The organism is Pseudomonas sp. 10S5 (assembly GCF_035019745.1).
Lineage (GTDB): Bacteria > Pseudomonadota > Gammaproteobacteria > Pseudomonadales > Pseudomonadaceae > Aquipseudomonas.
In genome coordinates, this window is record NZ_JASJVL010000020.1 from 70149 (window position 1) to 83322 (window position 13174).

Consider the following 13174-nt stretch of genomic DNA (forward strand, 5'->3'; position numbering starts at 1 on the left):
GCTCTAGGTCTAAGCTTAGGCTCCGACTTAAAGCAAATAAGAGGACGTATCCGATGACTAATATTTCTAAGACCTTGCTCGGCTTGTTCACCGTGGCAGCCTTGGCTACTTCGGGAATGGCGTTTGCTATGGACCCTGCCATGATGAAAGGCGGGATGATGGTCGATCAGAAGGGCATGACGCTTTATACCTTCGACAAGGACACCATGGCGGGTAAATCCATGTGTAATGACAAATGCGCTGAAAACTGGCCGCCGTTAATGGCTCCGGCCGATGGTAAAGCCATGGGTAAGTGGTCAATGGTCAAACGTGATGACGGTAAAATGCAATGGGCCTTTGATGGCAAGCCGCTCTACACTTTCAAGATGGACAAAAAAGCGGGTGACATGATGGGTGATGGCAAGGGTAACGTTTGGCACATGGTCAAATAACCCAAACCTATGCAACGCGGCGACCGTCAGCGTGGTGCTGACGGTCAGCGCAGCGCGTAGTCTGCAACGATGCCCAGGAAAATCGCTAGTCCGGCCCAATGGTTATGCAAAAAAGCCTTGAGGCAGCGTTGCGGCTCACGGTTGCGCGTGTACCAGAACTCCCAGGCGAAGCACGCGGCGGCCACCAGCAGTCCCAGGTGAAAATAGGTTCCCAGCTCGAAGCGTGATCCGGCCAGCAGCAGACAGCCTAACGCCAGCGCTTGCAGCGTCAGGATAATCACCCGGTCAGCGTCACCAAACAGCACGGCTGTAGATTTGACGCCGATTTTCAAGTCGTCTTCGCGGTCTGTCATTGCGTAGTAGGTGTCGTAGCCCACCGTCCACAGCAGGTTAGCGATGTAGAGCAACCACGCTGCTGCGGGTAGGTCGCCGGTCTGGGCGGTAAAGGCCATCGGCATCCCCCACGAAAACGCCGCGCCCAGCACCACTTGCGGGTAATAGGTGTAGCGCTTCATGAAGGGGTAACTGGCCGCCAGCAGCAGGCCGCCAAACGACAGCCAGACTGTTATCGAATTGGTGAGCAACACTAACAGAAAGCTCAAACCCACCAGTACCGCGAACAACACCAATGCCTCCCGAGAGCTGACTTTTCCGCTGACTAATGGACGCTGTTCCGTACGTTTGACGTGACCATCGACCTTGCGGTCAGCGAAGTCATTGATCACGCAGCCCGCAGCGCGCATCAAAAACACCCCTCCGACAAAGATCAGCAGATTGCCAACCGACGGCACGCCTTTAGCGGCAATCCACAGCGCCCACAACGTCGGCCATAGCAGTAAATAAATGCCGATGGGTTTGTCGATACGGGTCAATTGAACAAAGTCCCACACCCGACGGTTAAGGCGATTTAGGGACTTAAGCAAGCTCACGTACATCAATGACGCTCCGTTACAGCGGTGCCGGTAGTTCCGACCGCGCGCCAAAAGTTCGGCAGGAAGACTTCCGCCACCAACAGATTTAACGCTCCCCGGCTAAAGCAAGAGCGCCGCCCCCATAAACCGTTGGCGGTGTCCTCGATGGGCAACCATTCGACTGGATAGCGACAGACTCCAAGTGGGCCACGTTCGAACGCTTCGTCGCAAAACAGTAATTCGCCAAGGGAGCGGGTGCCCAGTTCGTCCATGTTCAAACCGCCTTGTTGCAGGGCACTTTGGGCCGCTACGCTACGGGCAAACACCCACTTCTGGCCGTTGCCCCGCAGATACACCTCCCGTACCCAGCCGATACTCTGGTCGGGCAGCGACAGCGCAGCGCATTCGTCGGGGCGCAAGACTTGCCATCCTTCTAACAATGGCAAAATGCTGAAACCATTGGCCGACTGACGCGTCAGACGACGAGTCAGGGAGTCCTGATTGAATAGCCAATCGAGCACAACAGGCTCGGGCAACTCCATTAGTTGATGTTGCTGACGCCAGTCAGAAGCAACGAGAAGAGTATTTTGTTGGGGCACGGTGGGTAATTATTGGCAACAATCGAGGCGAAGAGCTTAGCATGTTTGATTGCTGGGTCTGAGCCTGCGGTGCAACCCGCCTACATAGATCCCGCTTGCATCTGAGCGCGTCGATCAGTACAAACGCCCTAAGCTTGGCGGCAATTACTTTACTTAAAGACTACTTTGGCCATGAAAGCCTGAGAACCGAGAGAATATACGATGAAGAAGAAGTGGCAATGCATTGTTTGTGGTTTGATTTATAACGAAGCCGATGGCTGGCCGGACGACGGGATTGCGCCAGGGACGTTGTGGCAGGACGTGCCTGCGGATTGGCTGTGCCCGGACTGTGGCGTTGGCAAAATGGATTTTGAAATGATCGAAATCGGCTGATAGCTGTTCGATTCTCTATGCAATGCACTTCAATCGGGAAAACGTAATGAACGCACCTGTCGTGATCGTCGGCACTGGCTTGGCTGGGTATAACCTGGCCAGGGAGTTTCGCAAACTGGATAGCGAAACACCGCTGCTGCTCATTACTGCGGATGACGGGCGTTCTTACTCCAAACCGATGCTTTCTACCGGTTTTGGCAAAAACAAAGAAGCTGATGGTTTTAGCATGGCAGAACCCGGCGCAATGGCTGAGCAACTAAAGGCCGAAGTGCGAACCCACACCCGTGTGACTGGCATCGACCCCGGTCACAAGCGATTGTGGATAGGCGAGGAGGCGGTGTATTACCGCGACTTGATCCTGGCGTGGGGCGCTGAAACAGTGCGGGTTCCTGTTGACGGCGATGCTGGTGAGTCGATTTTCCCAATCAATGACCTGGAGGATTACGCGCGTTTTCGTACAGCGGCAGCGGGCAAGCGCCGGGTAGTGATTTTGGGCGCCGGGTTGATTGGCTGTGAATTTGCTAATGACCTTATTCTGGGCGGTTATGAGGTTGAACTGGTGGCGCCGTGCGAGCAGGTCATGCCGACCCTGCTCCATCCGGCTGCCGCCGCTGCCGTGCAAGCGGGTTTGGAAGGCTTGGGGGCTCGCTTCCACCTTGGCCCCGTGCTGGCTCGACTCTTACGCACAGAGCAAGGGCTTGAGGCGCATTTGTCGGACGGCGAGGTATTGCCCTGTGACCTAGTGATCTCAGCTATAGGTTTGCGTCCACGTATCGACTTGGCAGCGGCGGCCGGTTTGCAAACTGATCGCGGGGTGACCGTTGATCGTCACCTGAAGACTTCTCACGCCAACATTTATGCGCTGGGTGACTGTGCTCAAGTTGATGGCTTGAATCTGCTGTACGTCATGCCATTGATGAGCTGTGCCCGAGCCCTGGCCCAAACGCTTTCGGGCAACGCGACGGCGGTTAGCTATGGTCCGATGCCTATTACGGTAAAAACGCCAGTATGCCCGTTAGTGGTTTCGCCTCCTCCTCGCGGCATAGACGGCGTCTGGACAGTGGAAGGGCGGGGTGCCGATATCAAAGCGCTTTGCCATGACGTTGACGGTAAGTTGCTCGGTTATGCATTGACCGGCACGGCTGTAACGGAAAAATTGGCGTTTAATAAAGTTCTACCTCCACTGTTGGCATAAATACCAGTCGTTCTGTCGGATAAGCCACGGTATCGGCGCGATAAACGTCGCGTCCAGGGTGGCGCGGGTATCAGCAGCATGCCATTCTCATTCCCGTCTGCCGCACCGTAGAGCAGTTGCGGCACTTTGGTCGCCGTTCGGGAAGAACGGCACGGACATAACAACAAAAATCCAAACCGTCAAAGAGGCTTTATATGCGTAAACCAGAACTCGCAGCCGCTATCGCTGAAAAAGCAGATCTAACCAAGGAACAAGCGAACCGCGTTCTTAACGCCGTTCTTGAGGAAATCACGGGTGCCTTACATCGTAAGGACAGCGTAACGCTGGTCGGCTTCGGTACTTTCTTGCAACGACACCGTGGTGCTCGTACCGGCAAAAATCCGCAGACGGGTGAGCCAGTCAAAATAAAGGCAAGTAACACCGTGGCCTTTAAACCCGGAAAGTCCTTGAAAGACAGCGTTAATCCGTAATCTGTCTGACGCCTTAGCGGGAGGCGGATAGCAGCAAAAAATGGGCACGCCGACTCGATCGGGTGCCCTTTTTTATGCGTACACTGCAGCGTTCGCCGCTTTGAATAAACGGTTTTTTACTGAGGTTGTGCAATGAAGTTTCGTTTTCTTTTATGGATGCTCGGCCTGTTGATGGCTAAGGCCAGTCGCAATAATCCGGCTTTTCAAAGTCAGTTGGCCGGTAAAGAGCTGACCTTTCAGCTGGATACCTTTGACGGCAAGATTGCTCGGCATTTCATCGTTAGCGGACAGCGCCTTGTCAGTAAACCAGGAGTGGTTGCCGAGCCGGCGTTCGCGATTTCTTTCAAGGATGCGGCATTTGGTTTCGCCACGATGCAGGCCAAGAACAAGCAATTGGCATTTATGCAGGGCATTCAAAACAAAGATATTTTGATAAAGGGCAACCCTGGATTGGTTATCTGGTTCCAAGGTTTGACCAAATATTTGAAGCCGAAGAAAAAGACGGTTTAGCAGCGAACACATTTTGCTGACATTTCAGTGCTGCTACTGATTGAACTGCGACGCCAGTTCGCGCAGCAGCACTTCGGCCTCCAGCACTTTTTGCACTGACTCTTCGGCTTTTTCCCGCGACAGACCCAAACGTGTGAATAGCTCATCTGGAATGTTTTCTTGCGGCCCAGAGCCGATTCCGTGTTTGCGCAGTAATCGGACTGTCAGGCACACCAAATTTGCGTACTCGCAGTGAGCGCCTGCATAACTTGGATCATGCTGGAAGCGCAATGCTATTGCCAATTCTTCAGGCATGTCCCAATAGCGCATCAGCCAGGCGCCAATTTGTTCACGGCTAATGCCGAGCAGATGCTGTTCGACATAGCTGTGGCACAAGTGTGGGTTGACTTCCAGATGACGGCAAATCAGTGAGAAATGCGGTGGGAACACGTGAGCCAAGAGCAGGTAACCGAAGTTGTGCAGCAGGCCTGCCAGGTAGGTCAGCCCAGCTTCCGGGCGTTGAGCTCGGGGCATAGCGCGGGTTAGGCCCTCGATTACGGCGGCAGTGTAAATCGACTGTTGCCAATACGGCGTAGTCTGTTGGGGGTGATCTTTAGGCAAGCTCAGAGTTTTGCCCAACGCCAGGCCCAACGCCAGATTGATTACCAGATCAAAACCCAGCACGCGAACAATGGCGTCTTCCACCGAGCGAATTTTGCCAGGAGACGCGTAATAAGGTGATGCCGCCCAACTGACAACCTGGGCAGCCAGCGCCGGGTCAGTCTCGACCACGCCGGTTATGTCATCGATGGTGGCGTTGGGATCGACGCGCAATTTGATGATCTTTTGTGCAGTTTCCGCCAGAGGCGGTATCTCCAGCGTGGCTTCCAGACGCTGCTGAATACGGCGCGCTGTGAACGCATGCATCGCTTGAATGATTTCTTCGCGGTCATCGTCCGGGCGATCCAGGTTCGGACGGATCGTGATCAGGGGCTCGCCGAAATTCGCGGCGCTGGCTTTGCTCACCATACCTTTGAAGTCTTCGCAAGAAATCTCCAGGAGCACCCCCGTCTCGCCGGAGTTGATCAGCAACGTGGGTTCTTGTAGCAGCCGTTCCTCATACAGACACGGCGAGCCATTCAGCCCTGGCAGGCCGGGCAACAGGCTACGGTTGCTTTTGCCGAGCAAGCGCACAAGGCGCTCTTCATTCATGGCGCTGAGCTTGCGCCCCGTCAATTCGGCCAAGCGATTGAGGTCGAGTAAATGACTCTGTGGGAATAACACCAACAGCGGGCCCACAGCATCGTCGACTAATATCGCCTGAAGTTTTCTAGATGCAGGGAGACTATTGTCATCAATGACTTCGCTGTATCCGATGGCAAGTTTGTCCAGCAACAACCGGATGACAGAGGGGGCGAGCGGGATTGCATCGGCGAAGGCAACTTCTGTCATGGTCCGTATCCAAATTCTTACAATCGAAGGAGTATAACCAGCCTGATTATTTCTGCATTGTTATTGGCGGATGACTCTTAAACTTGCCCATATTGCTGCCCATGACGCAGCCAGCGATCCAGCAGCGGGCTTACATGGTTGGGCCAACGTTCTAGAAGCGCTTGCGCGGCATCACGAACGGCGGGCAATAGATCGGCGTCACGCATCAGGTCTGCAACTTTGAACTGCAACAAACCGGTCTGTCGCGTGCCGAGCATTTCGCCCGGACCACGAAGTTCTAAATCTTTTTCAGCGATGATGAAACCATCATTCGTCTCGCGCATGATGCCTAGGCGTTGACGCCCTATCTGTGACAATGGCGGATGATAGAGCAGTACACAGTGGCTTGCTGCGGTGCCTCGGCCAACACGCCCGCGCAATTGGTGTAATTGTGCCAAGCCAAGGCGTTCAGGATTTTCGATAATCATCAAACTGGCGTTGGGCACATCGACGCCTACTTCGATCACCGTAGTAGCAACCAACAACTGTATTGCGCCTTGCTTGAACTCGGCCATGACCGCTGCTTTATCCGCAGATTTCATGCGGCCATGGACCAGGCCTACGCGTAGCTCACCCAAGGCGCTGGTCAGCTCTTGAAAGGAGGTTTCTGCCGCCTGACAGGTCAGTTCCTCGGACTCTTCAATTAGCGTACACACCCAATAAGCTTGGCGTCCTTCGGCGCAGGCCGCACGAACGCGCTCAACCACTTCGACACGGCGTGTATCAACCACCAGCACGGTATTAACCGGCGTTCGGCCCGGCGGAAGCTCATCCAGGATCGACGTGTCGAGGTCGGCGTAGGCGCTCATGGCCAAGGTCCGCGGAATGGGCGTCGCGGTCATGATCAATTGATGGGGGCACATCAACCCGCCGACGCCTTTTTTGCGCAGGGCCAGACGCTGCTGTACGCCAAAGCGATGCTGTTCATCAATGACCACTAACGCCAGGTTCTTGAACTGCACTTCATCCTGAAACAACGCATGAGTGCCCACGACCATTGGCGTGCCCGTGGCGATTTGCTCCAACGCGGCGATCCGCGCCTTGCCTTTGAGCTTGCCCGCGAGCCAAGCGACATCAATGCCCAGCGGCTCTAGCCAACGCTTGAAATTGACATAGTGCTGTTCGGCAAGAATCTCGGTGGGGGCCATCAGCGCCACTTGATACCCGGCTTCAAGTGCCTGCAAGGCGGCCAAAGCGGCCACCACGGTCTTACCGGCGCCTACGTCGCCCTGAATCAGGCGCAGCATCGGTTCCGGCTGGCTGAGGTCGTAAGCCACTTCCTTGCCCACTCGCTGCTGTGCGCCGGTTGGGGCGAAGCCGAGGTTGGCGAGAAATTGTGCGGGTAGTCGTTTCGCGATGGGTAGGGCCGGTGCGCGCTGGGAGCGAAGGCTTTCACGCAGGCGTTGCTGCGAGAGCTGATGAGTCAACAGTTCCTCAAAAGCCAGGCGGTGTTGAGCCCAGTGATGGCCCAAGGCAAGTTCTTCGAGGTCGGCATCCGCAGGCGGGTGATGCAAATAACGAATGGCCTCGTCCAGCGGGGCCAGTTTGTAGTCGCGTGCCAGTTCTTCAGGCAGCCAATCGGGCAGGCTCTTGGGGCCTAGCAGTGCAAGACTTTGTTGGCACAACTGGCGCAACCGCTGCTGGGTCAGTCCTTCTGTGCTCGGATAGATCGGGGTGAGGGTCTGCTCAACCGGGAGCGGTTCGGCGCCTGCCAACGCACGGTATTCCGGATGGTAGATTTCCAACCCGGATGCGCCAGGCCGGGCTTCACCGAAGCAGCGTAAATGAGAGCCGCGTTTCATGCCGTCTTTCTGCGCGTTGCTGAAATGATAGAAGCGCAAGCTGACGACACCGGTGCCGTCGCCGAGTCGCACCAATAGGCTGCGCCGCTTGCCCATTACCACATCGGCTCCGCTGACTACGCCTTCGATTACCGCGTCCTGTCCCGGACGTAATTGGCCAATTGGCACAACGCGGGTTCGATCTTGATAACGCAATGGCAAATGAAACAAGACGTCCTGAAGGTTTTCAAGGCCAACCTTGCTCAATTTTTCAGCCATGGCATCGCCGACGCCCTTCAGCGCCGTGACGGAGACTTTTGACAGCTCGCTCATGATGGAACTTAGCTCGCTTCAACTTTCGGGCGAGCCACTGAACACAAACGCACGGAATCCGCGAGGATCTCGATCGCTTTAGGGCGAGGGAAGCTTGCACGCCAAGCAATCGCCACTGTACGGAACGGCACTGGAGGCGTGAGAGGACGAACTTCGATGATTCCGGCTGCGTAATGGTGACTGTCGACGGCCGACATCGGCAGAATCGAAATGCCCAGGCCCGACGCTACCATGTGCCGAATAGTTTCCAGAGAGCTGGACTCGACTGTGGTGTGTCGTGCGCCTTCGCTACCCTTTACCAGCGTCGGACAGGCCTCTAACACTTGGTCTCGGAAGCAGTGACCTTCGCCGAGCAGCAGCAGACTTTTGTCGTTCAGAGCCGAGGCATCAATGGTTTCTTTTTTGGTCCACGGATGATTTGCCGGCATCAGAACATAAAACGGTTCGTCGTACAGCGGCAGAGTCAGAACGTCTGCTTCGTTGAACGGCAGCGCAATGATAATCGCGTCAAGTTCACCGTTGCGCAGTTTGTCGCGCAGCACGTGGGTGAAATTTTCTTCGATGTACAACGGCATTTGCGGGGCGACCCGGTGCAGCTGCGGAATCAAGTGCGGGAACAGGTACGGACCGACGGTATAGATCGCCCCGACTTTGAGCGGTGCAACCAGCTGGTTTTTACCGGCTTGCGCGAGTTCTCGAATGCCTTGAGCTTGCTCAAGCACCTTCTGAGCTTGAGCAACAATGCCTTCGCCAACAGGCGTTAAGCGCACGGCACTCTTGCTGCGCTCGAAAATCAGCACGCCAAGTTCATCTTCAAGTTTTTTCACGCCCACAGACAACGTCGGCTGACTGACGTGACAACGTTCGGCCGCATGACCGAAATGTTGTTCTTGGGCGAGCGTAACGATATATCGCAGTTCTGTAAGGGTCATAGCGTGCGTCCATGAAGTTGCGAGCCCAGCATAGCGGCTGCAATCGATAGACGCACGTTATCAACGGACCTCATATCGATCAAAAGCGCGATTTAACGTTCTCGAGCGAGTAGTCGAAGGGCGCAGTGACCTCAATTGAGCCGTTTCTCAAAATTTCGGCCGGTGGTTTCGGCAGCGGCTGGGCTTGACGAATCATCGTCAGAGTTGCCCTGTCCAGCAACGCATGGCCGGATGACTGAGCAACCGAAACCGAGATTACTTTGCCGTCAGCACCCACATCAAAGCGCAGGTGCGTGGAGCCGCTGATGTTCCGACGACGAGCATCTTCAGGATATCTCTGATATTTGGCCAAATGGTTTTGAAGATCGCTTTGCCAAGAGCGTTGAGCGTTGCTGACAGATGGCGGGCTCGCCATCGCAAGCGGTGCACCGGATGTTACCAACTGTGAAGCGATCAACGGAGCTTCGACAGGCTTGGGGTCTACGGGTTCTTCTGGCGGTGGTTTTGGCTTCATTTCTGGTGTGGGCGGCTTCGGTTTTGTCTTCGGCTTGACCGGTTTTGGAATAGCAGTTTCTGGGTTTTCAGCTTTTGCCAGTTTTGGTAGCGGTGTTTCTTCAACCGGAGCTGGGAGCTGCGGTGATTGCACGACTATAGGTGAAGGCATTGGCGAGGCTGCAGGCCTTGGCGCCAGCTGGACCAGCATAGCTGCCGGCGGAAACTCGATGATCTGAGGCGCCGACCAACGCAGCGCGATAATGATCGCTACTGTGTGTGCGGCGAGCACCAACAAAAGACTGCCGCTATAGCGTGTCAGTTTTTGGCGCAAAGTCATCATTGTTCACTAACCGTCTCAAGACCTACGAGGCCAATCTTTAGGTAGCCCGCGCCACGCAGCGCGTTCATGACGCCCATCAAATCGCCGTAATCCAAGCCTTTGTCGGCTTGAAAGAAAATCGTCGTGTCTTTTTTGCCTTTGGTTTTGGCGTCTAGCAACTTACCAAGGTGCTCAAGGCTGACCTTGTCTTCGCCTAGAAACAGGCTCAGATCGGCTTTGACGCTTAGGAACAATGGTTTTTCCGGTCGTGATGCTGGCTTCGACGTTGAAGCAGGCAAATCGACTTTGATGTCGACCGTCGCCAATGGGGCAGCCACCATAAAAATAATCAGCAGTACCAACATGACGTCGATAAAGGGCGTGACGTTAATTTCGTGGTTCTCGATGAGATCATCGCCGCCACTTTCGTTCAGATGCAGGCCCATGACTTACCCCGCTCTCACCACGTGCGGCTGCTGGCCAGGTTGCGCCGGCAGGTGGTCGAGATCACGGCTGACCAGCAGCAGGACTTGGGCAGAGGCATCGCAAACCTGCGCTTTGTAACCCGCGATGGAGCGGGCAAATACGTTGTAGATCACCACGGCAGGAATCGCAGCAACCAGGCCCATCGCGGTTGCTAGCAACGCTTCAGCAATGCCGGGTGCAACAACGGCGAGGTTGGTGGTTTGTGTTCTGGCGATACCGATGAAGCTGTTCATGATGCCCCACACTGTACCGAACAGTCCCACAAACGGTGCGGTGGAGCCAATGGTGGCGAGTACGCCGGTACCGTTGCTCATGTTGCGACCGCACTCAGCCACAAGCCGCTCCAGACGGAAACTGACGCGTTCCTTGATGCCTTCGCGCTCGCGGCTATTGGTAGAAAGGCGCATTTCTTCGAGGGCGTCGTGAACCAGTAAGTGGGCCAGAGTGCCTTCTTTGCTTGCGCCGTCACTGGCTTCTTTAAGGGTGCGGGCTTTTTTCAGCGTAACGATTTCACCGCGCAGGCGACGTTTGGCGCCTACCAGTTCAAACCCTTTGGCGACCCAGATGGTCCAAGTGATTAAAGAAGCAATCGATAGACCGATAAGGACGATTTTTACGATGATATCGGCGTGTTGGTACATACCCCAAGGCGACAAGTCATTAGCCATGCCGAGGCTACTGTCAACAATGGTCGGAACGGTACCCAGTGCGGCTACGGAAAAATCGCTTGCCGCGGCTTGGGCTGTGGGTGAAACAGGAGAAGTCGCCTCCGCTACAAATTGCGTGGTGGGCGTCGCCTCGAATGCGGTCTGATAGGCAAATGCCGTGGGGGCAAGTAGTAAGCTAAGTATCACGACAGCAGTGCAGCACGATGCACGTGGCAAGCTGAACAGTTTGGTTGGCGAAGCGGAGGCTTGAATACATGTCATGCTGGCCGGACCTGGAAAAATGAGAAAATATGTTCTGCACTTGGGCTGGACAAAAAGCCGAGAGAGGAGAGCAAAATAGGCGGGCATTATTGCAAATAATTCTCGTTAGCAACAGCGATGCGTAATCTTTCTATTTGTAGGTGGCGTTAAATTATCTGTATTTAGCGGATATTTTGGGTCGTCTACCGTGCTCTTTTCGCACGCTTATCCGGAGCCCCAGAATGTCTGCCCCTTCTGTTTTAATTGCTGGCTGCGGTGACGTAGGAGGCCGTTTGGCCAACCAACTGCTCGCCCATGGTTGGACGGTTTATGGCCTGCGCCGGTCGATCTCACGACTACCCGCCGGAGTAGTTGGAGTTGCCGGCGATCTTTTCAATGCGGGTTGCCCTGGCGATTGGCCAACTGGGCCCTTGGATTATGTGGTCTACAGCGCGGCCGCGACTGATCATGATGAAGCGGGTTATCAGGCAGCTTATGTGGATGGGCTGAGTCATGTGTTGAACTGGCTCAAGCAACACGGACAACGACCGAAACGTTTGCTGTTTGTGTCCAGCAGCAGTGTGTATGGGCAGCTGCACGGCGAGTGGGTCGATGAATTATCCACCACCCAAGCCGTAGGCTATTCAGGTCGGTTGATGCAGCAGGCCGAGCGGCTTGCATTGGGCAGTGGCATTCCTGCAAGTGTAGTGAGGCTGACCGGTATTTATGGTCCTGGGCGCGAGTGGCTTCTGACTCAAGTACGCCAAGGTTATCGTGTGGCCACCGAGCCACCGTTATATGGCAACCGAATCCACGTCGACGATGCAGCAGGGTTGTTGGCGTACTTGCTACAGGCAGATGCTCGCGGGGTAGCGTTGGATGATTGCTACATAGGCGTTGACGATGCACCTGCGCCACTGGCTGAAGTGGTCGCTTGGCTGCGTGAGTATTTGGGCGTTACCGAGTGGTCCGCCGAAGCGAGCGTTCGCCGTACTGGCAGCAAGCAGTGCAGCAATGTCCGAGCCCGTGCTTTGGGCTGGGTGCCGCGCTATGCGAGTTATCGAGAAGGTTATGCCGCGATTATCGAGGGAAACCTGTAGAGCCAACTTGTGGCGAACGGTTAACGGGTGTAACCGCGTCAAGCCTTTCGCCAAAAGAGGGGAATGCACGTTAGTCGCGCTCAAGCAGCCATCGGCGAGGACCGGGATGCAGGTCGGGCATTTCGTCCGAGCGTGCTTGGTTTACGGCTTGCAGTATTTCAAGCTGATCGCCCTTGCGGACGAATATCCAAGCATTGCCTTGCTTGTTTTTCTCTAGCCAAAGACTGTCGTTTTCACCGCTCATGGCGGCGCAATCGCCGGCCAGGCAGAGTGCATAGCGGTCATCATCAGGCAAGCCATCGACACTACCGTCGGCATGAAATTGCACAATGTTCCCGACACCTTCGCCATCGACAATCTTCCATTTGCCGCCCATGTAAGCCCCATACAGCGCTTTTTCGAAGCTGCTACCCGGTGGTGCAGCAGCAGGTGCGGGGTCTTTTGGCTGTTGGAAGCGTTGTTCTGGACCTGATTCGCTGGCGATTTGGATCAGGTCATCACCTTTGATCTTTAAGTCTTCGAAGAAATTGCCATAAAAATCGACGTGATACTTACCATCGGCTGCGCTAGTGATCTTGCCTTCACTTTGCTCAAAGCCATTGGAAAACGAGGCCTGGGCGGCTTTGGAGTTAACATTCCACTCCAGGTTTGGTCCGTTGGCGAGAAGTGCCTGACGCAGATTACCGCCCTTTACAGCGGCATCGATTGCGGTTTGATTGATCCAGATACCGTCCGGGTTACGGTCGGAGTTGCTGGCACAGCCGCTTATAAGGGCAGCGAGCAGCGAGAGGGCAAGCGCAAAGCGCATGGCGATCATTCCTTTGCGTGGAGTAGGGCGAAACGGTTGACGATCCGCCCGGGA

Annotated in this window: 15 protein-coding genes; 6 read left to right on the forward strand and 9 right to left on the reverse strand. The window is 55.2% G+C overall.

The window, feature by feature from the left end; all coding sequences use genetic code 11:
* Positions 1–53 precede the first annotated feature (53 nt).
* Positions 54–431, forward strand: a complete 378-nt coding sequence (locus tag QN378_RS19620; RefSeq protein WP_322206113.1) for a hypothetical protein — start codon at positions 54–56, stop codon at positions 429–431.
* A gap of 44 nt (positions 432–475) precedes the next feature.
* Here the strand turns inward: QN378_RS19620 and ubiA are convergent, their stop codons facing one another.
* Together ubiA and QN378_RS19630 are read right to left on the reverse strand one after the other, a co-directional pair.
* Positions 476–1366, reverse strand: coding sequence for a 4-hydroxybenzoate octaprenyltransferase (ubiA, locus tag QN378_RS19625; protein WP_323548774.1), 891 nt, complete (start codon positions 1364–1366; stop codon positions 476–478).
* Positions 1366–1941: a chorismate--pyruvate lyase family protein gene (locus QN378_RS19630; RefSeq protein ID WP_322206115.1), complete on the reverse strand. Its 576-nt coding sequence runs from the start codon at positions 1939–1941 to the stop codon at positions 1366–1368. The genes ubiA and QN378_RS19630 overlap by 1 nt, the downstream gene beginning before the upstream one ends.
* Before the next feature lie 201 nt (positions 1942–2142).
* Here QN378_RS19630 and QN378_RS19635 point away from each other — a divergent pair, with 201 nt between their 5' ends.
* From QN378_RS19635 to QN378_RS19650, 4 genes are all read left to right on the forward strand, one after another.
* Complete coding sequence (locus tag QN378_RS19635) at positions 2143–2313, forward strand: rubredoxin (RefSeq protein ID WP_322206116.1); 171 nt, start codon at positions 2143–2145, stop codon at positions 2311–2313.
* 46 nt (positions 2314–2359) lie between these two features.
* Positions 2360–3508 (forward strand): NAD(P)/FAD-dependent oxidoreductase, encoded by a 1149-nt coding sequence (locus tag QN378_RS19640; RefSeq protein ID WP_322206117.1) that lies wholly within the window; start codon positions 2360–2362, stop codon positions 3506–3508.
* A gap of 194 nt (positions 3509–3702) precedes the next feature.
* Positions 3703–3978: an HU family DNA-binding protein gene (locus QN378_RS19645; protein WP_003213368.1), complete on the forward strand. Its 276-nt coding sequence runs from the start codon at positions 3703–3705 to the stop codon at positions 3976–3978.
* A 132-nt stretch (positions 3979–4110) separates the two neighbouring features.
* The gene (locus tag QN378_RS19650) at positions 4111–4488 is read left to right on the forward strand and encodes a helicase (protein ID WP_322206118.1); all 378 of its coding nucleotides are present in this window, start codon (positions 4111–4113) and stop codon (positions 4486–4488) included.
* A 33-nt stretch (positions 4489–4521) separates the two neighbouring features.
* On the opposite strand, the gene QN378_RS19655 is transcribed toward QN378_RS19650, so the two are convergent.
* The 6 genes from QN378_RS19655 to exbB all read right to left on the reverse strand — a co-directional run bounded on the left by QN378_RS19655 (position 4522) and on the right by exbB (position 11233).
* On the reverse strand, positions 4522–5919 hold the full coding sequence (locus tag QN378_RS19655) for an aminoacyl-tRNA deacylase and HDOD domain-containing protein (protein WP_322206119.1): 1398 nt from the start codon (positions 5917–5919) through the stop codon (positions 4522–4524).
* Positions 5920–5996: 77 nt separating this feature from the next.
* Positions 5997–8072 carry an ATP-dependent DNA helicase RecG gene (gene recG, locus QN378_RS19660; protein ID WP_322206120.1) on the reverse strand — a complete coding sequence of 692 codons (2076 nt, stop codon included), beginning with the start codon at positions 8070–8072 and terminating at the stop codon, positions 5997–5999.
* Positions 8073–8080: 8 nt separating this feature from the next.
* The gene (locus QN378_RS19665) at positions 8081–9004 is read right to left on the reverse strand and encodes a hydrogen peroxide-inducible genes activator (RefSeq protein WP_322206121.1); all 924 of its coding nucleotides are present in this window, start codon (positions 9002–9004) and stop codon (positions 8081–8083) included.
* 79 nt (positions 9005–9083) lie between these two features.
* Entirely contained in the window at positions 9084–9839 is a 756-nt protein-coding gene (locus QN378_RS19670; protein ID WP_322206122.1) for an energy transducer TonB, read from the reverse strand.
* A complete protein-coding gene (gene exbD / locus QN378_RS19675) occupies positions 9836–10264 on the reverse strand; it encodes a TonB system transport protein ExbD (RefSeq protein ID WP_322206123.1) in 429 nt (142 codons plus the stop codon). The genes QN378_RS19670 and exbD overlap by 4 nt, the downstream gene beginning before the upstream one ends.
* 3 nt (positions 10265–10267) lie before the next feature.
* Positions 10268–11233 carry a tonB-system energizer ExbB gene (gene exbB / locus QN378_RS19680; RefSeq protein WP_322206124.1) on the reverse strand — a complete coding sequence of 322 codons (966 nt, stop codon included), beginning with the start codon at positions 11231–11233 and terminating at the stop codon, positions 10268–10270.
* A 221-nt stretch (positions 11234–11454) separates the two neighbouring features.
* Between exbB and QN378_RS19685 the strand changes: the two genes are divergently transcribed.
* Positions 11455–12312, forward strand: a complete 858-nt coding sequence (locus QN378_RS19685; protein ID WP_322206125.1) for an SDR family oxidoreductase — start codon at positions 11455–11457, stop codon at positions 12310–12312.
* Between the two features lie 70 nt (positions 12313–12382).
* Here the strand turns inward: QN378_RS19685 and QN378_RS19690 are convergent, their stop codons facing one another.
* Positions 12383–13120 carry a hypothetical protein gene (locus QN378_RS19690; RefSeq protein WP_322206126.1) on the reverse strand — a complete coding sequence of 246 codons (738 nt, stop codon included), beginning with the start codon at positions 13118–13120 and terminating at the stop codon, positions 12383–12385.
* Positions 13121–13174: the final 54 nt, after the last annotated feature.

Excerpts from the sequence above, each read along its gene's own strand:
- QN378_RS19620 (WP_322206113.1), top strand. The coding sequence starts at position 54 with ATGACTAATATTTCTAAGACCTTGCTCGGCTTGTTCACCGTGGCAGCC.
- ubiA (WP_323548774.1), bottom strand. The coding sequence starts at position 1,366 with ATGTACGTGAGCTTGCTTAAGTCCCTAAATCGCCTTAACCGTCGGGTG.
- QN378_RS19635 (WP_322206116.1), top strand. The coding sequence starts at position 2,143 with ATGAAGAAGAAGTGGCAATGCATTGTTTGTGGTTTGATTTATAACGAA.
- QN378_RS19640 (WP_322206117.1), top strand. The coding sequence starts at position 2,360 with ATGAACGCACCTGTCGTGATCGTCGGCACTGGCTTGGCTGGGTATAAC.
- QN378_RS19645 (WP_003213368.1), top strand. The coding sequence starts at position 3,703 with ATGCGTAAACCAGAACTCGCAGCCGCTATCGCTGAAAAAGCAGATCTA.
- QN378_RS19650 (WP_322206118.1), top strand. The coding sequence starts at position 4,111 with ATGAAGTTTCGTTTTCTTTTATGGATGCTCGGCCTGTTGATGGCTAAG.
- QN378_RS19655 (WP_322206119.1), bottom strand. The coding sequence starts at position 5,919 with ATGACAGAAGTTGCCTTCGCCGATGCAATCCCGCTCGCCCCCTCTGTC.
- recG (WP_322206120.1), bottom strand. The coding sequence starts at position 8,072 with ATGAGCGAGCTGTCAAAAGTCTCCGTCACGGCGCTGAAGGGCGTCGGC.
- QN378_RS19665 (WP_322206121.1), bottom strand. The coding sequence starts at position 9,004 with ATGACCCTTACAGAACTGCGATATATCGTTACGCTCGCCCAAGAACAA.
- QN378_RS19670 (WP_322206122.1), bottom strand. The coding sequence starts at position 9,839 with ATGATGACTTTGCGCCAAAAACTGACACGCTATAGCGGCAGTCTTTTG.
- exbD (WP_322206123.1), bottom strand. The coding sequence starts at position 10,264 with ATGGGCCTGCATCTGAACGAAAGTGGCGGCGATGATCTCATCGAGAAC.
- exbB (WP_322206124.1), bottom strand. The coding sequence starts at position 11,233 with ATGACATGTATTCAAGCCTCCGCTTCGCCAACCAAACTGTTCAGCTTG.
- QN378_RS19685 (WP_322206125.1), top strand. The coding sequence starts at position 11,455 with ATGTCTGCCCCTTCTGTTTTAATTGCTGGCTGCGGTGACGTAGGAGGC.
- QN378_RS19690 (WP_322206126.1), bottom strand. The coding sequence starts at position 13,120 with ATGCGCTTTGCGCTTGCCCTCTCGCTGCTCGCTGCCCTTATAAGCGGC.